Source organism: Streptococcus oralis (assembly GCF_026782125.1).
In the GTDB taxonomy this organism is placed as follows: Bacteria; Bacillota; Bacilli; order Lactobacillales; family Streptococcaceae; genus Streptococcus; species Streptococcus oralis_CE.
In genome coordinates, this window is record NZ_JAKUVY010000005.1 from 184,836 (window position 1) to 204,575 (window position 19,740).

Annotated in this window: 21 protein-coding genes, 2 tRNA genes and 1 other RNA gene; 19 read left to right on the top strand and 5 right to left on the bottom strand. The window is 42.3% G+C overall.

What is annotated here, in order from left to right:
• The first annotated feature begins 248 nt into the window (after nt 1-248).
• On the top strand, nt 249-1,124 hold the full coding sequence (gene pdxS / locus MK385_RS05600) for a pyridoxal 5'-phosphate synthase lyase subunit PdxS (protein WP_268725504.1): 876 nt from the start codon (nt 249-251) through the stop codon (nt 1,122-1,124).
• A complete protein-coding gene (pdxT, locus tag MK385_RS05605; protein WP_268725505.1) occupies nt 1,125-1,706 on the top strand; it encodes a pyridoxal 5'-phosphate synthase glutaminase subunit PdxT in 582 nt (193 codons plus the stop codon).
• A gap of 19 nt (nt 1,707-1,725) precedes the next feature.
• Here pdxT and trhA read toward each other — a convergent pair whose 3' ends face one another.
• Nucleotides 1,726-2,373 carry a PAQR family membrane homeostasis protein TrhA gene (trhA, locus tag MK385_RS05610; protein WP_254725170.1) on the bottom strand — a complete coding sequence of 216 codons (648 nt, stop codon included), beginning with the start codon at nt 2,371-2,373 and terminating at the stop codon, nt 1,726-1,728.
• Complete coding sequence (locus tag MK385_RS05615) at nt 2,370-2,816, bottom strand: DUF1836 domain-containing protein (protein ID WP_268725506.1); 447 nt, start codon at nt 2,814-2,816, stop codon at nt 2,370-2,372. The genes trhA and MK385_RS05615 overlap by 4 nt, the downstream gene beginning before the upstream one ends.
• Before the next feature lie 134 nt (nt 2,817-2,950).
• Between MK385_RS05615 and MK385_RS05620 the strand changes: the two genes are divergently transcribed.
• The 7 genes from MK385_RS05620 to trxB all read left to right on the top strand — a co-directional run bounded on the left by MK385_RS05620 (nt 2,951) and on the right by trxB (nt 7,305).
• Nucleotides 2,951-3,445 carry a GNAT family N-acetyltransferase gene (locus MK385_RS05620; RefSeq protein WP_268725507.1) on the top strand — a complete coding sequence of 165 codons (495 nt, stop codon included), beginning with the start codon at nt 2,951-2,953 and terminating at the stop codon, nt 3,443-3,445.
• On the top strand, nt 3,442-3,957 hold the full coding sequence (locus MK385_RS05625; RefSeq protein ID WP_268725508.1) for a methylated-DNA--[protein]-cysteine S-methyltransferase: 516 nt from the start codon (nt 3,442-3,444) through the stop codon (nt 3,955-3,957). The genes MK385_RS05620 and MK385_RS05625 overlap by 4 nt, the downstream gene beginning before the upstream one ends.
• Before the next feature lie 12 nt (nt 3,958-3,969).
• Nucleotides 3,970-4,326 (top strand): arsenate reductase family protein, encoded by a 357-nt coding sequence (locus MK385_RS05630; RefSeq protein WP_084943724.1) that lies wholly within the window; start codon nt 3,970-3,972, stop codon nt 4,324-4,326.
• A 156-nt stretch (nt 4,327-4,482) separates the two neighbouring features.
• Nucleotides 4,483-5,283 (top strand): amino acid ABC transporter permease, encoded by an 801-nt coding sequence (locus MK385_RS05635; protein WP_268721685.1) that lies wholly within the window; start codon nt 4,483-4,485, stop codon nt 5,281-5,283.
• On the top strand, nt 5,283-6,026 hold the full coding sequence (locus tag MK385_RS05640) for an amino acid ABC transporter ATP-binding protein (protein WP_268725509.1): 744 nt from the start codon (nt 5,283-5,285) through the stop codon (nt 6,024-6,026). Before MK385_RS05635 ends, MK385_RS05640 begins: the two co-directional genes overlap by 1 nt.
• 77 nt (nt 6,027-6,103) lie before the next feature.
• Nucleotides 6,104-6,328 (top strand): DUF4059 family protein, encoded by a 225-nt coding sequence (locus MK385_RS05645; RefSeq protein WP_049506076.1) that lies wholly within the window; start codon nt 6,104-6,106, stop codon nt 6,326-6,328.
• A gap of 65 nt (nt 6,329-6,393) precedes the next feature.
• The gene (trxB, locus tag MK385_RS05650) at nt 6,394-7,305 is read left to right on the top strand and encodes a thioredoxin-disulfide reductase (RefSeq protein WP_268725510.1); all 912 of its coding nucleotides are present in this window, start codon (nt 6,394-6,396) and stop codon (nt 7,303-7,305) included.
• A 35-nt stretch (nt 7,306-7,340) separates the two neighbouring features.
• On the opposite strand, the gene rlmB is transcribed toward trxB, so the two are convergent.
• Nucleotides 7,341-8,069 carry a 23S rRNA (guanosine(2251)-2'-O)-methyltransferase RlmB gene (gene rlmB, locus MK385_RS05655; RefSeq protein ID WP_268725511.1) on the bottom strand — a complete coding sequence of 243 codons (729 nt, stop codon included), beginning with the start codon at nt 8,067-8,069 and terminating at the stop codon, nt 7,341-7,343.
• 44 nt (nt 8,070-8,113) lie between these two features.
• On the bottom strand, nt 8,114-8,725 hold the full coding sequence (gene def, locus MK385_RS05660; RefSeq protein ID WP_268725512.1) for a peptide deformylase: 612 nt from the start codon (nt 8,723-8,725) through the stop codon (nt 8,114-8,116).
• 155 nt (nt 8,726-8,880) lie between these two features.
• On the opposite strand from def, the gene MK385_RS05665 reads away from it, so the two are divergent.
• The 6 genes from MK385_RS05665 to MK385_RS05690 all read left to right on the top strand — a co-directional run bounded on the left by MK385_RS05665 (nt 8,881) and on the right by MK385_RS05690 (nt 13,280).
• Nucleotides 8,881-10,200 carry a CapA family protein gene (locus MK385_RS05665; protein WP_268725513.1) on the top strand — a complete coding sequence of 440 codons (1,320 nt, stop codon included), beginning with the start codon at nt 8,881-8,883 and terminating at the stop codon, nt 10,198-10,200.
• Between the two features lie 23 nt (nt 10,201-10,223).
• A complete protein-coding gene (locus MK385_RS05670; RefSeq protein WP_268725514.1) occupies nt 10,224-11,051 on the top strand; it encodes a Cof-type HAD-IIB family hydrolase in 828 nt (275 codons plus the stop codon).
• A gap of 1 nt (nt 11,052) precedes the next feature.
• Nucleotides 11,053-11,688: an SGNH/GDSL hydrolase family protein gene (locus MK385_RS05675; protein WP_268725515.1), complete on the top strand. Its 636-nt coding sequence runs from the start codon at nt 11,053-11,055 to the stop codon at nt 11,686-11,688.
• A 58-nt stretch (nt 11,689-11,746) separates the two neighbouring features.
• Nucleotides 11,747-12,094: a transfer-messenger RNA gene (ssrA, locus tag MK385_RS05680) on the top strand.
• Nucleotides 12,095-12,153: 59 nt separating this feature from the next.
• A tRNA-Ser gene (locus MK385_RS05685) sits at nt 12,154-12,241 on the top strand.
• A 79-nt stretch (nt 12,242-12,320) separates the two neighbouring features.
• On the top strand, nt 12,321-13,280 hold the full coding sequence (locus tag MK385_RS05690; protein ID WP_268725516.1) for a hypothetical protein: 960 nt from the start codon (nt 12,321-12,323) through the stop codon (nt 13,278-13,280).
• A 193-nt stretch (nt 13,281-13,473) separates the two neighbouring features.
• On the opposite strand, the gene MK385_RS05695 is transcribed toward MK385_RS05690, so the two are convergent.
• Nucleotides 13,474-13,561, bottom strand: a tRNA-Ser gene (locus MK385_RS05695).
• A gap of 161 nt (nt 13,562-13,722) precedes the next feature.
• Here MK385_RS05695 and MK385_RS05700 point away from each other — a divergent pair.
• From MK385_RS05700 to MK385_RS05715, 4 genes are all read left to right on the top strand, one after another.
• Entirely contained in the window at nt 13,723-14,463 is a 741-nt protein-coding gene (locus MK385_RS05700) for a DeoR/GlpR family DNA-binding transcription regulator (RefSeq protein WP_268725517.1), read from the top strand.
• A complete protein-coding gene (gene pfkB, locus MK385_RS05705) occupies nt 14,460-15,371 on the top strand; it encodes a 1-phosphofructokinase (RefSeq protein ID WP_268725518.1) in 912 nt (303 codons plus the stop codon). The genes MK385_RS05700 and pfkB overlap by 4 nt, the downstream gene beginning before the upstream one ends.
• Nucleotides 15,368-17,320: a PTS fructose transporter subunit IIABC gene (locus MK385_RS05710; RefSeq protein WP_268725519.1), complete on the top strand. Its 1,953-nt coding sequence runs from the start codon at nt 15,368-15,370 to the stop codon at nt 17,318-17,320. The genes pfkB and MK385_RS05710 overlap by 4 nt, the downstream gene beginning before the upstream one ends.
• 86 nt (nt 17,321-17,406) lie before the next feature.
• Nucleotides 17,407-19,713 carry a DNA translocase FtsK gene (locus tag MK385_RS05715; RefSeq protein WP_326845579.1) on the top strand — a complete coding sequence of 769 codons (2,307 nt, stop codon included), beginning with the start codon at nt 17,407-17,409 and terminating at the stop codon, nt 19,711-19,713.
• Nucleotides 19,714-19,740: the final 27 nt, after the last annotated feature.

Here is a 19,740-nt window from a genome sequence, read left to right on the forward strand (position 1 = left end):
CTTCGAAAATCAAATTCAAACCACGTCAGCTTCGCCTTACCGTATATATGTTACTGACTTCGTCAGTTCTATCTACAACCTCAAAGCAGTGCTTTGAGCAACCTGCGGCTAGCTTCCTAGTTTGCTCTTTGATTTTCATTGAGTATCAATCTGTACCCATACAATTATCCTTTTTTTATCTTGTACTTCATTCTGATCTGACATAAAATAAAATGGTAGCTACCAATACAAATGATGAGGATTAAGAAATGACTGAAAATCGTTATGAACTAAATAAAAACTTGGCACAGATGCTCAAAGGTGGGGTTATCATGGACGTTCAGAACCCTGAACAGGCTCGTATCGCAGAGGCTGCTGGTGCGGCTGCTGTTATGGCCTTGGAGCGGATTCCAGCTGATATTCGTGCAGCTGGTGGAGTTTCCCGTATGAGCGATCCAAAGATGATTAAGGAAATCCAAGAAGCGGTCAGTATTCCAGTGATGGCCAAGGTCAGAATCGGGCATTTTGTTGAAGCTCAGATTTTAGAGGCTATTGAGATTGACTATATCGATGAGAGTGAAGTGCTGTCTCCAGCAGACGATCGTTTCCATGTGGACAAGAAAGAATTCCAAGTTCCTTTTGTCTGTGGAGCTAAGGATTTGGGTGAAGCCTTGCGTCGTATCGCTGAGGGTGCTTCCATGATTCGGACAAAAGGAGAACCCGGTACAGGAGACATCGTTCAAGCCGTTCGTCATATGCGCATGATGAATCAAGAAATTCGCCGCATTCAAAACCTACGTGAAGACGAGCTCTATGTTGCTGCCAAGGACTTGCAAGTACCTGTAGAATTGGTCCAATACGTTCATGAACATGGAAAATTGCCAGTTGTTAACTTCGCAGCTGGAGGTGTGGCAACACCAGCAGATGCTGCGCTGATGATGCAATTGGGGGCAGAGGGTGTCTTTGTCGGTTCAGGTATTTTCAAGTCAGGCGATCCTGTTAAACGAGCAAGTGCTATTGTTAAAGCCGTAACCAACTACCAAAATCCTCAAATTTTGGCTCAAATCTCTGAAGACCTAGGGGAAGCCATGGTTGGTATCAATGAGAATGAAATTCAAATTCTCATGGCAGAGCGAGGAGAATAGATGAAAATCGGAATATTAGCCTTGCAGGGAGCCTTTGAAGAGCATGCAAAAGTACTAGATAAACTAGGAGTCTCTAGTGTCCAAATCAGAAATTTAGATGATTTTCAACAACATCAGAGTGACTTGTCCGGTTTGATTTTGCCTGGTGGAGAATCTACAACCATGGGCAAACTCTTGCGTGACCAGCAGATGCTGCTTCCCATCCGAGAAGCCATTCTTTCTGGACTACCAGTCTTTGGAACTTGTGCGGGCTTAATCTTACTAGCTAAGGAAATCACTTCTCAGGAAGAAAGTCATCTTGGAACCATTGATATAGTGGTTGAGCGCAATGCTTATGGGCGCCAACTAGGAAGCTTCTATACAGAGGCAGAATGTAAGGGAGTTGGTCAGATTCCCATGACCTTTATCCGTGGACCGATTATCAGTAGTGTTGGAGAGGGTGTAGAAATTCTAGCAACAGTAGATGATCAAATCGTTGCAGCTCAAGAAAAAAATATGCTGGTAACCTCTTTTCATCCAGAATTGACAGATGATGCTCGCTTGCACCAGTACTTTATCAATATGTGTAAAGAAAAAAGTTGAGAAAAGATTCTCAACTTTTTTACATGTAATAAACAATCGCGATATATTGGAGTGCAGATGCTGCTAGGATAAAGAGATGCCAAATCATGTGAAAATAAGGTTTTTTCTTAGCGTAAAATCCAGCTCCAACTGTATAACAGAGTCCGCCAGTTACCATGAGACTCCAGAAAATTGGTGTTGTTTGACTGATAATGACAGGAATGATAGCTAGAACCAACCAGCCCATGATCAGGTAAAGGGCAAGGCTGAATTTCTCATTGACCTTTTTAGCGAAGATTTTATAGAGGATGCCAAAGATGGTCGTTCCCCACTGAATGGCAATAATCAGATAGCCAAACCAGTTATTCATCAAAGTCAAGACGACTGGCGTATAAGAGCCTGCGATAGCCACATAAATCATAGAATGGTCGATGATTCGCAAGACGTATTTGTGGGTCGAACCATAGGCCATAGAGTGGTAAATGGTTGACGAGAGGAACATGAGAAAGAGACTGATAACAAAGATAGAAACGCCAAAGGATGATAAAAATCCATGTGCTTCATAACTATAGGTGGATGAAATAGGGAGCAAGATGAGCATGATAACGGCACCTACAGCATGGGTCACGCTATTAGCAATTTCCTCTCCAAAGCTGAGTTTTTTACTGAGCTTTAGACTGGTATTCATTGGATTTCCTCCTCTTCTTTGATAAGGATTAAGTCTAGAGTTTGATGATAGAGTTTAACCGTTTGACAGCTGGTTTGGATAATAGGATTTTCTGGATCAATCCCATGGTTCATGTAGTCTACAAAAGCGTCGTAGAGCTGGTCTGAGCTCGCTTGAGTTTGCAGAGTATTGAGGGTCTGAGCGATTTCTTGGATCGAAAAGACAGACTTGAGAGTAGTGATGGCAATCAAACGGGCAATCTGTTTGCGTTGGTATTTTTTCTTATCAGGTTTTGTCAGGTAACCATGTTTGACATAATTATTGACCATAGATGCTGTTAGTCCCTTGTCCTTATCTGGAGAGATAGGGGCACAGACTTGATTGACATAAAGTAAAACTTGATCCAGATAGAGGTCAATGTTTGGAATGTCTTCCCATTTTGGGTAGGAAAAGATACAATTCATTTCCAACTCCTTTTTATCTAGTTTTAATAACTAGATTATAAAATAATAAAAAACAAAAGTCAAGTTTCAACTGCTTGTAGAAAGCTTTAAATTATGCTATGATGAGAGAAACTAGTTAGAAATGAGGGGAAGAGATGGAGATTCGTTTAGCTTTTCCAAACGAAGTAGATGCGATTATGCAGGTGATGGAGGATGCCAAAAAGTGTTTAGCCAAGTCTGGTAGTGACCAGTGGCAAAATGACTATCCAAATGCCGACATCATTATTGATGATATCATCTCTGGTCAAGCCTATGTGGCCTTGGAAGAGGGAGAACTGTTAGCCTATGCTGCTGTGACCAAGAACCCAGAGGAAGCCTATGAAGCCATTTATGAAGGAAGTTGGCAGGGGGAAGAATCAGAATATCTGGTCTTTCACCGTATCGCTGTGGCAACAGATGTCCAAGGACAAGGAGTTGCTCAGACTTTCCTAGAAGGATTGATTGAAGGTTTTGATTATCTAGATTTTCGTTCAGATACGCATGCACAAAACAAGGCCATGCAGCATATCTTTGAAAAGCTGGGCTTCCAACAGGTCGGAAAAGTTCCAGTTGATGGGGAACGCTTGGCCTATCAGAAATTAAAAAAATGAAGCAGAAAAAGTACGCAAAAATGCTCTACCCGTCGCCAATTGGGACCTTATCCTTAGTTGCTGACGAGCAATATCTGTATGGAATTTGGGTACAGGACCAAACTCACTTTGAGAGGGGATTAGGGGATGAAACGATAGAAGAAGTTGCTGGCCATCCTGTATTAGAGCAGGTTATTTCCTATTTAGATACCTATTTCGAAGGCAGTGTTCAGGATCTATCTGACTTACCTTTGGCTCCTATTGGAACAGATTTTGAAAAGCGAGTTTGGACCTATTTACATGCCATTCCTTATGGTCAAACAGTGACTTACGGTCAAATAGCGAAAGACCTGCAAGTAGCTTCTGCCCAAGCGATTGGTGGAGCAGTGGGGCGCAATCCTTGGTCCATCCTCGTACCCTGTCATCGTGTGCTGGGGTCAGGCAATCGCTTGACAGGCTATGCATCAGGAGTCGAAAAGAAAGCCTGGCTCTTGCAACATGAAGGTGCAGCATTTCAAGAAAATAAAAAATAGAAAGAAAAGAAGATGTTAGAATTTATCGAATACCCAAAATGTTCAACTTGTAAGAAAGCAAAAAATGAATTGGATCAACTTGGACTGGAATACCAAGATGTCCACATCGTAGAAGAAACACCAAGTGAAGAAGTAATTTTGGACTGGTTAGAAACTTCTGGTTTTGAAGTGAAACAATTTTTCAATACTAGCGGGATCAAATACCGAGAACTAGGCCTAAAAGATAAGGTGGAAAGTTTGTCAAAACAAGAAGCAGCCAAGCTTCTAGCCAGTGATGGCATGTTATTGAAACGTCCAATTTTGGTGGAGAATGGTGCTGTTAAACAAATCGGCTATAGAAGACCCTATGAGGACTTAGGTTTGAGATAGTTTTTATTTATCTCATTGATAGGTAAAATATATAGCCTCCCTGTTTTAAAGTGTGATAAACTAGAAGATAGACAAAATCTGAGCAGCCCGTAGCAAATAATTTGCTTGCGAGCAGAAGTATGATAGAATGAATCATTATCAGGAGAGGATGTTTTTATGACTGTTACAACATTTTTAGCATCAGATTGGTACCAAAGTTTGATGCAACTCATTCCGGATGGTAAACTCTTTAGTTTGCGTTCGGTCTTTGATGGAATTCCAAGGATTGTCCAACAACTGCCTACAACCTTGATGTTGACGCTTGGAGGAGCACTCTTTGGTTTGCTACTTGCCTTAATTTTTGCCATTGTTAAGATCAATCGTGTTAAGATTTTATATCCCTTGCAGGCCTTTTTCGTTAGCTTTTTAAAAGGTACCCCAATCCTAGTCCAACTTATGTTGACCTACTACGGAATTCCTTTGTTATTGAAAGCTATCAACCAGCAATGGGGCACTGGTTTCAATATCAATGCGATTCCAGCGGCACTTTTTGCGATTGTGGCCTTTGCTTTTAATGAGGCGGCTTATGCAAGTGAAACGATTCGTGCAGCCATCCTTTCTGTTAATCCAGGTGAAATTGAGGCGGCGCGTAGTTTGGGTATGACACGAGCGCAAGTTTATCGTCGTGTGATTATTCCAAATGCGGCGGTGGTAGCGACGCCAACTTTGATTAACTCCCTTATCGGTTTGACTAAAGGAACTTCTCTAGCCTTTAGTGCGGGTGTTGTGGAAGTCTTTGCCCAAGCTCAGATTTTAGGTGGAGCTGATTATCGCTATTTTGAACGTTTCATCTCCGTTGCCCTTGTTTATTGGGTAGTCAATATTGGAATTGAAAGCCTCGGCCGTTTCATTGAGAGAAGAATGGCTATCTCAGCGCCGGATGCAGTATCTACAGATGTGAAAGGAGACCTTCGTTAATGATTAAGATTTCGAATTTAAGCAAATCCTTTTCTGGACAGACAGTCTTGAATCATCTGAACTTGGATATCCAAAAAGGGGAGGTAGTGGCTTTGATTGGTTCATCTGGAGCTGGAAAATCAACCTTTCTTCGTAGTTTGAATTACCTTGAAACTCCAGATAGTGGAACGATTCAGATTGACAATTTTAAAGTTGATTTTTCTCAGATTAGCCAAGAGGAGATTTTAACCCTTCGTCGCAAGTTATCTATGGTTTTCCAACAGTTTAATTTATTTGAACGCCGAACAGCTCTTGACAATGTCAAGGAAGGTTTGGTTATCGTTAAAAAATTATCGGACGAGGAAGCAACAAAAATCGCCAAGGAAGAGTTGGCTAAGGTTGGACTTTCTGACCGTGAAAACCATTACCCTCGCCACTTATCAGGTGGACAGAAGCAACGGGTTGCCCTTGCGCGTGCGCTTGCTATGAAACCAGATGTCTTGCTATTGGACGAACCCACTTCAGCCCTCGACCCAGAATTGGTCGGTGAAGTAGAAAAGTCTATTGCAGATGCTGCCAAGTCAGGTCAGACCATGATTTTGGTCAGTCACGATATGTCTTTTGTAGCCCAAGTGGCAGACAAGGTTTTATTCCTAGATAAAGGGAAAATCATCGAGTCTGGCACACCGGATGAAATCATCAATCATCCAAAAGAAGAACGGACAAAAGAATTCTTCGCTAGTTACAAACGGACTTATATTTGATATAATAGAAAAAGGAAAACTCAGTTAGTTGGACTAGCTGAGTTTACTCTTTAAAAAAGATAGAAACGAGAGAGATCATGCTACTGCATCTATTTTCTTTGTATTTCGAGAGTTTGATCTTAACGACCATCCTTGTCGTGACTTTTCTGGGGATTTGGATTGGATTGAGAGCCATGTCTGGTGTGGACAAGACAGCCAAAGCTCGCCAAGCCCATCTCTATGATATGATTATGATTGGAGTTTTGGTCATTCCGGTGTTATCCTTTGCCGTCATGAGTTTGCTCTTGGTTTTCAAGGCATAATCCTTGCGTGACTAGCAAGAATGAGTTAGAATAAAGATAGTTACAACAAGAAAGAAGGAATCGAAATGTACGATACGATTATTGTCGGTGCTGGACCTGCGGGAATGACCGCTGCCTTATATGCTGCTCGCAGCAATCTGAAAGTGGCTTTGATTGAAGGTGGTCTGCCAGGCGGGCAAATGAACAACACATCTGATATTGAAAACTATCCAGGTTATGCCAACATCAGTGGACCTGAATTGGCTGAAAAGATGTTTGAACCTCTTGAAAACCTTGGAGTGGAGCATCTTTATGGCTATGTTGAAAATATTGAAGACCAGGGTGACTATAAGAAGGTCATCACTGATGATCAAGTTTACGAAACCCGTACTGTCATTGTAGCAACTGGGTCAAAACACCGTCTTTTGGGGGTTCCTGGAGAAGAAGAACTGAACAGTCGTGGTGTTTCTTACTGTGCCGTATGTGATGGAGCTTTCTTCCGTGATCAAGACTTGCTCGTAGTTGGTGGTGGAGATTCAGCGGTAGAAGAAGCTCTCTTCTTGACTCGCTTTGCCAAGACTGTTACCATTGTTCACCGTCGTGACCAACTTCGTGCCCAAAAGGTTTTGCAAGACCGTGCTTTTGCAAATGAGAAAGTCAACTTTATCTGGGATTCTGTTGTCAAGGAAATCAAAGGTGAAAACCGAGTAGAATCTGTCGTATTTGAAAATGTAAAAACGGGTCAAGTGACAGAGCAAGCCTTCGGTGGTGTTTTTATCTATGTCGGTTTGGATCCTGTTAGCGATTTTGTTAAAGAATTGAATATTCAAGACCAGGCAGGCTGGATTGTGACAGATAATCACATGAAAACTGCCGTTGACGGTATCTTTGCAGTTGGAGATGTTCGCCAGAAAGACCTTCGCCAAGTGACAACAGCAGTTGGAGATGGGGCTATCGCTGGTCAAGAAGCTTACAAATTTATTACAGAACATAGTTAAGAAAAAAGTTTCCAATCACTTGATTGGAAACTTTTTTATAGTCGGTTTCGGAAAACTTCGTACATGAGAATGGCTGCAGCAACACTGGCATTGAGACTTTGAACATGCCCATTCATGGGAATAGTAATCATCTCATCGACCTGTTTTTTGATGTTGCTCGAGATGCCTTTTCCTTCATTTCCGATGATGAGGGCGATTTTCCCTTTTGTATTCCACTTGTGGCAAGGGGTACCGTTCATATCCGTTCCAAAGGTCCAGAAGCCTTCAGCCTTGAGTTTGTCTAGGGTTTGACTGAGGTTGGTCACTCGGGCAATCGGTACATGCTCAATAGCACCTGTGGCCGTTTTGGCAACGACAGGAGTCACTCCGACAGCACGGTGCTTGGGAATAATGACACCTGAAACATTGGTCGCATCAGCAGTCCTTAAGATAGAACCTAAATTATGGGGGTCAGTTAACCCGTCCAGAATCAATAGCAAAGGATTTTCTTCTTGTCGTGTTTTGGAAAGGATGTGATCCAGATCGCTATAGGCAAATTCGGACACTCGTAGAACAAAACCTTGGTGAACAGCGCCTTCGGTCATCTCAGACAGGGATTTTTTTGAAGTCCAAGAAATGGATACCTTTTTTTCTGTAGCCAGTTCCTTGACCTTCTCAACATTCTTACCTCGAAGATCTTCTTGGAGGTAGAGTTTGTTTCCAGTGTTTGCAAGGATGGCTTCGGTAACGGCGTGGACGCCATAGACAATATCATTTGTTTTCATGCCTCTATTATAACACAAAACCCCGTCTTGCAACGGGATTTTCTTTATTCGAGGATGAGGAGTCCATCTTTGACAGCAAATGGGTCTTTCTCATTGATACGATCGTAAAACATGATTCCGTTTAGATGATCAATTTCATGTTGGACAACGATAGAGTTGTAGCCTTTGAGCTTGATACGGTGTTTTTCGCCGTCCTTGTCAAAGTAATCAACAGTGACACGGGCATGACGGACAACATAGCCTGGCACGTTACGGTCAACAGATAGGCAACCTTCTCCTTCGCCAAGAGCAGCATCTTGAACAGAGTGAGAGACGATTTTTGGATTGTACATAATAGCTTGCAAGTCGTAGGCTTCCTGTGGAGTTTCACCTTCTTCCACAATATTGGGCACTAAAACAGCGATAACACGTTTTGAGATATCGAGTTGGGGAGCAGCAAGTCCAACACCACCGCGGAGCCCCATTTTCTCAGCCATAACAGGATCTTGGGAATGTTTGAGGAATTGCATCATCTTTTCACCAAGGATGATTTCCTGGTCAGACAGTGGGAAAGTAACTTCCTCAGCAACTGCGCGTAGAGTTGGATTCCCCTCGCGGATAATATCTTTCATATCAATTAAGTGAGCAGCTTTTGTAATACGTTCTATTGCAGACATTTTCTCTCCTTTCATTACCTCTACATGATAACACAAAATAGGTCAGAAAGAAAGCCGCAGAAGTTCCTAAAAAATAATATAATAAACGGTATTCTTCTTTTGTCTGTGATATAATAAAAGAAAAAACTTGCACCAAAAAGCAAGGGGGAATAAAGATGGAAAAGCGACAAGATAGACGGTCTCATGGACCTATTGATGGATTGTTGGAGAAAAGTATTGGTTTCTTTCGGAATTATAAATCCTGGACCAATGCTCAGTTTATTATTGTGTTACTGCTTGCAGTTGCCGTGTCCATGGGGGGGAACTTATTAGTTCGAGCAGTACAAGGTAGTAAGGGAACAAGCCCTGGTAGCCAAACTCTTGATTCTGCTAGTACATCTGGTCAATCCAAGGAAGATCAGTCTGGTGAAACAACGGCGCGTATCATGGCAAATGGTGACCTTCTCTACCACATCCCCATCTACCGAACAGCTCTTAAAGAAGATGGGACCTATGATTTCCATGAAAATTTTGAGTATGTAAAACCCTGGCTCAAACAAGCGGATTTGGTGATTGGTGACTTTGAAGGAACGGTGAACAAGGACCACTACTTGGCAGGTTATCCTCTCTTTAATGCACCAGGGGAAGTCATGGATGCGATCAAGGATGCAGGCTACCAAGTTCTAGACTTGGCCCACAATCACATCCTGGATTCTCAGATAGAGGGAGTGGTCTCAACGGCTCAAGCTATTGAAAAGGCAGGAATGACACCTATTGGAGTTTATACAAAGGAACCAAGGGACAAGTCTCCCCTTGTTATTAAGGAAGTCAATGGTATCAAGGTAGCTCTATTGGCTTATTCCTATGGCTTTAATGGCATTGAACAATCTATTTCCCAAGAGGACTATAATCGCTATCTTTCTGACTTAGACGAAGAAAAGATGAAGGCGGAAATCGAGCGTGCCGAGAAAGAAGCGGATATTACTGTTGTTATGCCTCAGATGGGAATTGAGTACCAATTAGAACCAACTGAGGAGCAAAAAGCTCTTTACTACAAGATGGTGGACTGGGGAGCCGATATTATCTTTGGAGGGCATCCACACGTCGTTGAACCTGCCGAAACAGTTGAAAAAGATGGTGACAAAAAACTGATTATCTATTCCATGGGAAATTTCCTCTCAAATCAGCGCATTGAAACCATGCAAGACGAGGAAAATGCCAAGTGGACTGAGCGAGGAGTTCTCATGGATGTGACCATTAAGAAAAAAGATGGAAAGACAAGGATTGAAACCGCCAAAGCGCATCCTACTTGGGTTAATCGAACACCCAAAGGAACTTACTCCCCAGAAGGCTATCCGCTCTTCCTCTATCAGACCTATATCCTAGAGGACTTCATCGAGGGGGGTAGTCACCGTGACAAGTTGGATGAGGCGACCAAGGAACGAATTGACACAGCCTATAAAGAAATGAATGAACATGTAGGGTTGAAGTGGTAGGTACTCGCCCTAAAGGAGACGAGATGACGATTAAATTAATTGCAACAGATATGGATGGAACCTTGCTGGATCCAAGAGGGCAACTGGACTTGCCACGTTTAGAAAAGATTTTAGACCAATTAGATGAACGAGGTATCCGTTTTGTCATTGCGACGGGGAATGAAGTCCATCGGATGAGGCAATTATTAGAACACTTAGCGAGTCGAGTAGTCCTTGTTGTTGCTAATGGTGCGCGGATATTTGAGTATGATACATTACTTCAGGCTCAGACCTGGGATGATGCTATGGTTGACAAGGCTCTCCTTCATTTTAAAGGGAGGGAGTGTCGAGATCAGTTCGTCGTCACCAGTATGAATGGGAGTTTTGTCAAGGAAGGAACGGTTTTTACAGATCTGGAAAAATTTATGACTCCAGAGATGATTGAAAAACTTTACCAAAGGACCAATTTTGTGGATGAACTAAACTCAGACCTATTTGGAGGAGTACTAAAGATGAGCATGGTCGTTGGAGAGGAACGTTCTAGTTCAGTTTTGCAGGAAATCAATGACCTCTTTGATGGTCGTGTAAGAGCTGTTTCTAGCGGTTATGGCTGTATCGATATCCTGCAAGCTGGTGTTCACAAGGCTTGGGGATTGGAAGAATTACTCAAGCGCTGGGATTTGACATCGGAACAAATCATGGCTTTTGGTGATAGCGAAAATGATGTTGAGATGTTGGAGATGGCTGGCATTGCCTATGCTATGGAAAATGCTGATGATGAGGCCAAGGCAGTTGCAACTGCCCTAGCTCCAGCTAACAGCCAGGCTGGCGTTTATCAGGTCCTAGAGAATTGGTTAGAGAAAGAGGGATAAGGTGGCTGTACAGTTATTAGAAAATTGGCTTCTAAAAGAGCAGGCAAAGATTCAAACCAAGTATCGTGAACTCAATCAGATTTCTCTTTTAGAACCAGATATGATTTTTATCGGCGATTCGATTGTAGAATACTACCCTTTGCAAGAGTTACTCGGAACTGCTAAGACGATTGTTAATCGTGGCATCCGAGGTTACCAGACGGGGCTTCTACTAGACAATCTTGATGCCCATCTTTATGGTGATGCTGTCGATCAAATTGTTCTCTTAATTGGGACAAACGATATCGGAAAAGATATTCCCATGAATGAAGCCTTAGATAATCTTGAAGGTGTGATTCAATCGCTTAACCGAGATTATCCGCTGTCACAAATAAAGCTTGTTTCTATTCTGCCAGTCAATGAAGGAGAAGAATACAAGCAGACAGTATACATTCGAACCAATGAAAAGATTAGAGAATGGAATCAAGCCTATGAGGCTCTAGCCTCCGCCTATATGCAAGTAGATTTTCTACCAATTTATGATAGTTTGACTGATGCAGAGGGACAACTTAAATCAGCCTATACAACGGATGGTCTCCATCTAAGTGTAGCGGGTTATCAAGCTTTATCAGATGCTTTGAAAACGTATCTTTTCTAAAGAATTGGCTTGATTTTGCATTTTTTATGAAGATAGGTTATAATAGTTCTAACATCCTGGGGTCGTTACGGATTCGACAGGCATTATGAGGCATATTTTGCAACCCGTGTGGCGACGTAAACGCTCAGTTAAATATAACTGCAAAAAATAACACTTCTTACGCTCTAGCTGCCTAAAAACCAGCAGGCGTGACCTGATTTGGATTGCTCGTGTTCAATGACAGGTCTTATGATTAGCGAGATACGATCAAGCCTTGTCTAGTGGTTTGATAATAGATTAATAGACTCGCAGTTCCTAGGCTTGAGTTATGTGTCGAGGGACTGTTAAAACAATACATAACCTATGGTTGTAGACAAATATGTTGGCAGGTGTTTGGACGTGGGTTCGACTCCCACCGGCTCCATTATGAACTGGTATACAGTATGATTTTTTCCAAATTGTATCCAATTACTTTAGTGTGTTAGTGGAGAATTACTCAAGAGGCTGAAGAGGACGGTTTGCTAAATCGTTAGGTCGGGTAACTGGCGCGGGGGTTCGAATCCCCCATTCTCCGTTAGATAAACCCAGTGTTTTTCTAAACTAATCTACTTGGAGGTGGTCTCCAAGAGTAAATTTTCATAAAGAGGTGAAACATGAAAAAGATTAAGTTACTAACTATCTTAGCACTCTCAACAGTTGTCTTGGGTGCATGTTCTGCATTGTCTAATCAGTCATCTGAAGCTTCTTCTGATGACAAGGAGAAAACGGAACAGGTTGAGAAGAAGGATGAAGCAGCGGAAGTTAAAGAGAAAGTCACAAAAGATGCTGAAATTCTCCTAGACTCTGTTCTCACTAGCGACTCTGCACGATTCAAGAAGATTTATGGCGAAACTTATGAAAAATGGACTGAAGCCATATTTGCAGTTCAAACAAGTGAAAAAATCAAAGAAGAAGGTCTTTCACCTGCGTCTACCTACTCAGTACAATGGCACAAAGATTTTCCTGTAGAAACACCAGAAGAAACCATTTCAGGCTTCTTGAAGATGAAACGCAAGTTAATCCAGGATATCGGTTCTTACACTGTTAAGGATGTGAAGGTTGATGAATCTGGCAATACTGCAACTGTAACTTTTAACTCTAAAAAATTGCATTCTAAAGGGTTGACTTCATCAGTCAGAGAAGTTCTAACGATTCTCATTGGTGGAATCGATAACTTAGGTAAGTACAACCAAGCTGGATCAAATGTTGATATCAAGCGTTACCAAACATTGGTGACATATTGGATTTACGAACACCTCTTCAGAAAAGATTTTGCTACCTACAGTGATGTAGATGCTGAAGCTGCTCTTACACCTCTTACTACTGGAGATTTTGATACAGAAATCAAACTAACCAAGGATAAGGATGGAAACTGGCTTATTTCTCAAGAAGACTATCGCACCTTATCAACTGAGTTAATGGATACTACTGAGGGATATGATAAGATTGATCGTAAGAACTCTACAAAGTCTAAGAACAAATCTACAGACAAGTCTTCTGATAAATCAACAGATAAGTCTTCAGATAAATCCACAGACAAATCTTCAGATAAAAAAGATAAAAGCAATATCTAATCTTTAGATTTAAACGAAAAACAAGTAGTTTATTAAGACTACTTGTTTTTTGATGAAATCAAAGTGATTCCAGTATAGGGCAGGATACAGAAAAATGTGGTGTGGTAGTTAAAGTAACTCAGCCTTTCATTTCTATATATTGTTCTTAGAATGATAAAAAAAACTGCATTGAGGTGCAGTTTTTGTTTTTCTACGGAAGACATGGGATTCGAACCCACGCACGCTGTTACACGCCTACCGCGTTTCCAACACGGCCTCTTAAGCCTCTTGAGTAATCTTCCAATACTTACTCAAATAGTCTACCATAAAGCCACTTATCTTGCAATAAAAATTTTGGAAATAAGAAAAATGATAGAATTTGAAAGAAAATGATAAAAAATGCTTGACTTCACCAAAAATTGTGCTAGAATGAATAGTGTAAACGATAACAGGAGGTAATTTGATGTTAAAAACTGAGCGGAAGCAACTGATCTTAGAGGAGTTAAATCAATATCATGTAGTTTCCTTAGAAAAATTGGTTAGTTTATTAGAAACATCAGAATCGACAGTACGAAGAGATTTGGACGAGTTGGAGGCGGAAAATAAGCTTCGCCGTGTGCATGGTGGAGCAGAATTGCCTCACTCCTTGCAGGAAGAAGAAACTATTCAAGAAAAATCTATCAAAAACCTTCAAGAGAAGAAGTTACTTGCTCAAAAAGCAGCCTCTCTTATCAAGGAACAAGATGTTATCTTTATTGATGCTGGAACGACAACTGCTTTTTTAATCAAGGAATTGGTTAATAAGAATATTACAGTTGTGACCAACTCCATTCATCATGCGGTTCAGTTGGTTGAAAAACAGATTCCAACTGTCATGGTTGGAGGAAGTGTCAAGATGGCAACAGATGCATGTATCGGTGGAGTTGCTCTTAACCAAATCAATCAATTGCACTTTGACCGTGCCTTTATCGGGATGAATGGTGTAGACGATGGTTATTATACGACTCCTGATATGGAGGAGGGAGCTGTGAAACGTGCTATTTTGGAGAATGCCAAACAAACCTATGTCTTGGTTGATTCGTCCAAAATTGGACAAACTTGCTTTGCCAAGGTAGCACCACTTAAACGAGCAATTGTTATCACAAGTCAAGGGCATGAGCTCTTGCAGGCTATTAAGGAGAAAACGGAGGTAATAGAGGTATGATTTATACAGTCACACTCAATCCGTCTATTGACTATATCGTTCGCTTGGACCAAGTTCAAGTTGGAAGTGTCAATCGTATGGACAGTGATGATAAGTTTGCTGGTGGGAAAGGAATCAATGTCAGTCGTGTCTTGAAACGCTTGGGTATTCCTAATACTGCGACTGGATTTATTGGAGGCTTTACTGGTAAATTTATCACAGATACTTTGGCAGAGGAAGAAATCGAGACGCGTTTTGTCCAAGTAGCAGAAGATACTCGTATCAATGTTAAGATTAAAGCAGACCAAGAAACAGAAATCAATGGGACTGGTCCAAATGTTGAGCCCGAACAACTTGAAGAGTTAAAAGCTATTCTTTCAAGTCTGACAGCAGAAGATACGGTTGTGTTTGCGGGTTCGAGTGCTAAAAACCTAGGAAATGTTATCTACAAGAGTTTGATTTCATTGACACGCAAGACTGGTGCCCAAGTGGTTTGTGACTTTGAAGGACAGACCTTGATTGATAGTTTGGACTACCAGCCACTTTTGGTCAAACCAAATAATCACGAACTTGGAGCTATCTTTGGAGTGAAACTCGACAGTTTAGATGAAATCGAGAACTATGCTCGAGAATTGTTGGCTAAAGGTGCACAAAACGTCATCATCTCTATGGCTGGAGACGGTGCCCTTCTTGTCACATCTGAGGGAGCTTACTTTGCTAAACCAATCAAGGGAACAGTGAAAAATTCAGTCGGAGCTGGTGACTCTATGGTTGCTGGATTTACAGGTGAATTTGTCAAATCAAAAGACGCAATAGAAGCCTTCAAATGGGGAGTTGCTTGTGGCACAGCAACGACCTTCTCGCATGACTTGGCAACAGCGGAATTTATTAAAGAAACATATGAAAAAGTTGAGGTAGAAAAACGATGAAAATTCAAGACCTATTGAGAAAAGATGTCATGTTGCTGGATTTGCAAGCAACTGAAAAAACAGCTGTCATCGAAGAGATGATTAAAAGTTTGGTAGATCACGGTTATGTGACAGATTTTGAAACCTTTAAAGAAGGAATCTTAGCGCGTGAAGCTCTAACTTCCACTGGTTTGGGTGACGGAATTGCTATGCCTCACAGTAAAAACTCTGCGGTCAAAGAAGCAACCGTTCTCTTTGCTAAGTCAAACAAGGGTGTTGATTATGAGAGTTTGGATGGGCAACCAACCGACCTCTTCTTCATGATTGCAGCTCCAGAAGGTGCCAATGATACTCACTTGGCAGCCTTGGCAGAATTGTCTCAATACTTGATGAAAGACGGTTTTGCTGACAAACTTCGTCAAGTAACATCAGCTGATCAAGTGATTGCACTCTTTGACCAAGCTTCAGAAAAAGCTGAGGAGCCTGTCCAAGCACCTGTCAATGAATCTGGTGACTTTATTGTTGCTGTTACAGCTTGTACAACAGGAATCGCCCACACTTACATGGCCCAAGAAGCCCTTCAAAAAGTGGCTGCTGAAATGGGTGTTGGTATCAAGGTTGAAACCAACGGTGCTAGCGGTGTTGGGAATCAACTAACTGCAGAAGACATCCGCAAGGCCAAAGCAGTTATCATCGCAGCTGACAAGGCTGTTGAGATGGATCGTTTCGATGGAAAACCTTTGGTTAACCGTCCAGTTGCAGACGGTATCCGTAAGACAGAAGAGTTGATTAACTTGGCTCTTTCAGGAGATGCTGAAGTTTATCGTGCTGCTAATGGAGCAAAAGCTGCAACGGCATCTAATGAAAAACAAAGTATCGGTGGTGCCTTCTACAAACACTTGATGAGTGGTGTATCCCAAATGTTGCCATTCGTTATCGGTGGTGGTATCATGATTGCCCTTGCTTTCTTGATCGACGGAGCTTTTGGTGTGCCACAAGATAGTCTTGGCAATCTCGGATCCTACCATGAGCTCGCTTCCATGTTCATGAAAATCGGTGGGGCTGCCTTTGGCTTAATGCTTCCAGTCTTTGCAGGTTATGTTGCCTACTCTATCGCTGAAAAGCCAGGTTTGGTAGCAGGTTTTGTAGCTGGTGCTATTGCTAAAGAAGGATTTGCCTTTGGTAAAATTCCTTATGCCGCAGGTGGTGAAGCAACTTCAACTCTTGCAGGTGTCTCATCTGGTTTCCTAGGTGCCCTTGTTGGTGGATTTATCGCAGGTGCCTTGGTTCTTGCTATCAAGAAATACGTTAAAGTTCCTCGTTCACTTGAAGGTGCTAAATCAATCCTTCTCTTGCCACTTCTTGGAACAATCTTGACAGGATTTGTCATGCTAGCTGTTAACATCCCAATGGCAGCAATCAACACTGCTATGAATGACTTCCTAGGCGGTCTTGGAGGAGGTTCAGCTGTTCTTCTTGGTATCGTTCTTGGTGGAATGATGGCTGTTGATATGGGTGGTCCAGTTAATAAAGCGGCCTATGTCTTTGGTACAGGTACGCTTGCAGCAACTGTTTCTTCAGGTGGTTCTGTAGCCATGGCAGCAGTTATGGCTGGAGGAATGGTGCCACCACTTGCTATCTTTGTCGCAACCCTTCTTTTCAAAGATAAATTTACCAAAGAAGAACGCAACTCTGGTTTGACAAACATCATCATGGGCTTGTCATTCATCACTGAAGGTGCGATTCCATTTGGTGCAGCAGACCCAGCTCGTGCGATCCCAAGCTTTATCCTTGGTTCGGCAGTAGCAGGCGGACTCGTTGGTCTTGCGGGAATCAAACTCATGGCGCCACACGGAGGAATCTTCGTCATCGCCCTTACTTCAAATGCCCTTCTTTACCTAGTCTTTGTCTTGATTGGAGCAATCGTAAGTGGTGTGGTTTATGGTTACCTACGCAAACCACAAGCATAAAAAGGATTAGAATAGAAAGATTGTTACCATTTGGTGCAATCTTTTTCTCTATTCGAAATGGCTGTGAAATATGGTATAATAAAAGAATGGCAAACAAGAATACTACAAAAACAAGACGGAGACCGTCTAAAGCAGAACTTGAAAGAAAACAGGCTATCCAGAGGATGCTAATTTCCTTAGGAATTGCCTTATTGTTGATTATTGCAGTCCTTAAACTCGGTGCAGCAGGTGTCACTCTTTACAATCTCATTCGACTGGTGGTTGGAAGTTTGGCCTATGTGGCCATTGGTGCCCTTCTCATTTATCTCTTTCTATTTAAATGGATCCGCAAGCAAGAGGGACTTCTATCAGGATTTCTCTGTATCTTTGCTGGCTTGCTCTTGATTTTTGAGGCCTACTTGGTATGGAAATATGGCTTGGAGCAGTCAGTCCTAAAAGGGACCCTGTCTCAAGTTATGACGGACCTGACTGGTATGCGGGTGACTAGCTTTGCTGGTGGAGGCCTGCTTGGTGTCGGACTTTATATTCCCATAGCCTTTCTTTTCTCAAATATCGGGTCGTACTTTATTGGAGTTCTTTTGATTCTAGTTGGGGCACTCTTGATCAGTCCTTGGTCTATTTATGATGTTGCAGCCTTTATTGGAGCTCAGTTTAGATCCTTCATGGAAAAACAGGAACAGAGAAAACAGGAACGCTTCATCAAGAGAGAAGAAGAGAAGGCACGTCAAGAAGCTGAAGAAGCTGCCAGAATTCAGAGAGAACAAGAAGAACAGGATGCATTACCGCTTCCTCCTGTAGATCCTGAAACGGGAGAAATCTTATCAGAAGTACCAGTCTACGATTTCCCACCAATTCCTGAGGAAGAATGGATTGAACCGGAGATTATTCTCCCTCAAACTGACTTTGACGTTTCAGATGTGGAAGAAGATTTTGAGGATGAAGAGGTGCAGGTTGATTTTTCTACCAAGGAAGCCCTCGAATACAAACTTCCAAGCTTGCAACTCTTTGCGCCAGATAAACCCAAAGATCAGTCCAAGGAAAAGAAGATTGTTCGAGAAAATATCAAAATCCTAGAAGAAACCTTTGCCAGCTTTGGTATCAAGGTGACGGTTGAACGAGCTGAAATTGGACCATCAGTTACCAAGTATGAAGTCAAACCAGCAGTCGGTGTACGGGTTAACCGCATTTCCAATCTGGCTGATGACTTAGCGCTAGCTCTAGCAGCTAAGGATGTTCGGATAGAGGCTCCAATCCCTGGTAAATCTTTAGTTGGAATTGAAGTTCCTAACTCTGAGATTGCGACTGTTTCCTTCCGTGAGCTCTGGGAACAGTCTCAAACTAAACCAGAAAATCTCCTCGAAATCCCTCTAGGTAAGGCTGTCAATGGAACTGCTCGCACCTTTGACCTTTCCAAGATGCCACACCTACTGGTTGCAGGTTCGACGGGATCCGGGAAGTCAGTCGCAGTTAATGGTATTATCGCTAGTATTCTGATGAAAGCAAGACCCGACCAGGTCAAGTTTATGATGGTCGATCCTAAGATGGTTGAGTTATCGGTTTACAATGACATTCCTCACCTCTTGATTCCAGTTGTGACCAATCCACGCAAGGCCAGCAAGGCTCTCCAAAAGGTGGTGGATGAGATGGAAAACCGTTATGAACTCTTTGCTAAGGTTGGAGTACGAAATATCGCTGGTTACAATGCCAAGGTCGAGGAATTTAATAGCCAATCTGAGTACAAACAAATACCCCTACCTTTGATTGTTGTCATTGTGGATGAGTTGGCTGACCTTATGATGGTGGCTAGCAAGGAAGTGGAAGATGCTATCATTCGTCTCGGACAGAAGGCGCGTGCTGCAGGGATTCACATGATTCTCGCAACACAGCGCCCATCGGTTGATGTCATCTCTGGTCTTATCAAGGCCAATGTCCCATCTCGTGTGGCTTTTGCAGTTTCATCAGGAACAGATTCACGAACCATCTTGGATGAAAATGGAGCTGAAAAACTGCTTGGTCGAGGAGACATGCTCTTTAAACCAATTGATGAAAATCACCCAGTCCGTCTGCAAGGATCCTTTATCTCAGATGATGATGTCGAACGCATCGTAAACTTCATCAAGGCTCAGGCAGATGCGGACTACGATGAAAGCTTTGACCCAGGAGATGTTCCTGAAAATGAAGGAGATTTCTCAGACGGTGAAGCTGGTGGCGATCCGCTTTTTGAAGAAGCTAAGGCTTTGGTTATCGAAACCCAGAAAGCTAGCGCTTCGATGATTCAGCGTCGTTTGTCAGTTGGATTCAACCGTGCGACCCGCCTGATGGAAGAACTCGAAATGGCAGGTGTCATCGGTCCAGCTGAGGGAACCAAACCACGAAAAGTATTGCAACAATAAAAAAATAGCTTCTTTCCAAATCTGGAA

What these genes read in the sequence shown, in the direction of transcription:
- MK385_RS05700 (WP_268725517.1), top strand. Translation starts at nt 13,723, where the DNA reads ATGTTAAAAACTGAGCGGAAGCAACTGATCTTAGAGGAGTTAAATCAA.
- MK385_RS05645 (WP_049506076.1), top strand. Translation starts at nt 6,104, where the DNA reads ATGCTACTGCATCTATTTTCTTTGTATTTCGAGAGTTTGATCTTAACG.
- rlmB (WP_268725511.1), bottom strand. Translation starts at nt 8,069, where the DNA reads ATGAAAACAAATGATATTGTCTATGGCGTCCACGCCGTTACCGAAGCC.
- trxB (WP_268725510.1), top strand. Translation starts at nt 6,394, where the DNA reads ATGTACGATACGATTATTGTCGGTGCTGGACCTGCGGGAATGACCGCT.
- MK385_RS05715 (WP_326845579.1), top strand. Translation starts at nt 17,407, where the DNA reads ATGGCAAACAAGAATACTACAAAAACAAGACGGAGACCGTCTAAAGCA.
- pdxS (WP_268725504.1), top strand. Translation starts at nt 249, where the DNA reads ATGACTGAAAATCGTTATGAACTAAATAAAAACTTGGCACAGATGCTC.
- MK385_RS05670 (WP_268725514.1), top strand. Translation starts at nt 10,224, where the DNA reads ATGACGATTAAATTAATTGCAACAGATATGGATGGAACCTTGCTGGAT.
- MK385_RS05710 (WP_268725519.1), top strand. Translation starts at nt 15,368, where the DNA reads ATGAAAATTCAAGACCTATTGAGAAAAGATGTCATGTTGCTGGATTTG.
- MK385_RS05690 (WP_268725516.1), top strand. Translation starts at nt 12,321, where the DNA reads ATGAAAAAGATTAAGTTACTAACTATCTTAGCACTCTCAACAGTTGTC.
- pfkB (WP_268725518.1), top strand. Translation starts at nt 14,460, where the DNA reads ATGATTTATACAGTCACACTCAATCCGTCTATTGACTATATCGTTCGC.
- MK385_RS05640 (WP_268725509.1), top strand. Translation starts at nt 5,283, where the DNA reads ATGATTAAGATTTCGAATTTAAGCAAATCCTTTTCTGGACAGACAGTC.
- MK385_RS05615 (WP_268725506.1), bottom strand. Translation starts at nt 2,816, where the DNA reads ATGAATTGTATCTTTTCCTACCCAAAATGGGAAGACATTCCAAACATT.
- trhA (WP_254725170.1), bottom strand. Translation starts at nt 2,373, where the DNA reads ATGAATACCAGTCTAAAGCTCAGTAAAAAACTCAGCTTTGGAGAGGAA.
- MK385_RS05635 (WP_268721685.1), top strand. Translation starts at nt 4,483, where the DNA reads ATGACTGTTACAACATTTTTAGCATCAGATTGGTACCAAAGTTTGATG.
- MK385_RS05620 (WP_268725507.1), top strand. Translation starts at nt 2,951, where the DNA reads ATGGAGATTCGTTTAGCTTTTCCAAACGAAGTAGATGCGATTATGCAG.
- def (WP_268725512.1), bottom strand. Translation starts at nt 8,725, where the DNA reads ATGTCTGCAATAGAACGTATTACAAAAGCTGCTCACTTAATTGATATG.
- pdxT (WP_268725505.1), top strand. Translation starts at nt 1,125, where the DNA reads ATGAAAATCGGAATATTAGCCTTGCAGGGAGCCTTTGAAGAGCATGCA.
- MK385_RS05630 (WP_084943724.1), top strand. Translation starts at nt 3,970, where the DNA reads ATGTTAGAATTTATCGAATACCCAAAATGTTCAACTTGTAAGAAAGCA.
- MK385_RS05625 (WP_268725508.1), top strand. Translation starts at nt 3,442, where the DNA reads ATGAAGCAGAAAAAGTACGCAAAAATGCTCTACCCGTCGCCAATTGGG.
- MK385_RS05665 (WP_268725513.1), top strand. Translation starts at nt 8,881, where the DNA reads ATGGAAAAGCGACAAGATAGACGGTCTCATGGACCTATTGATGGATTG.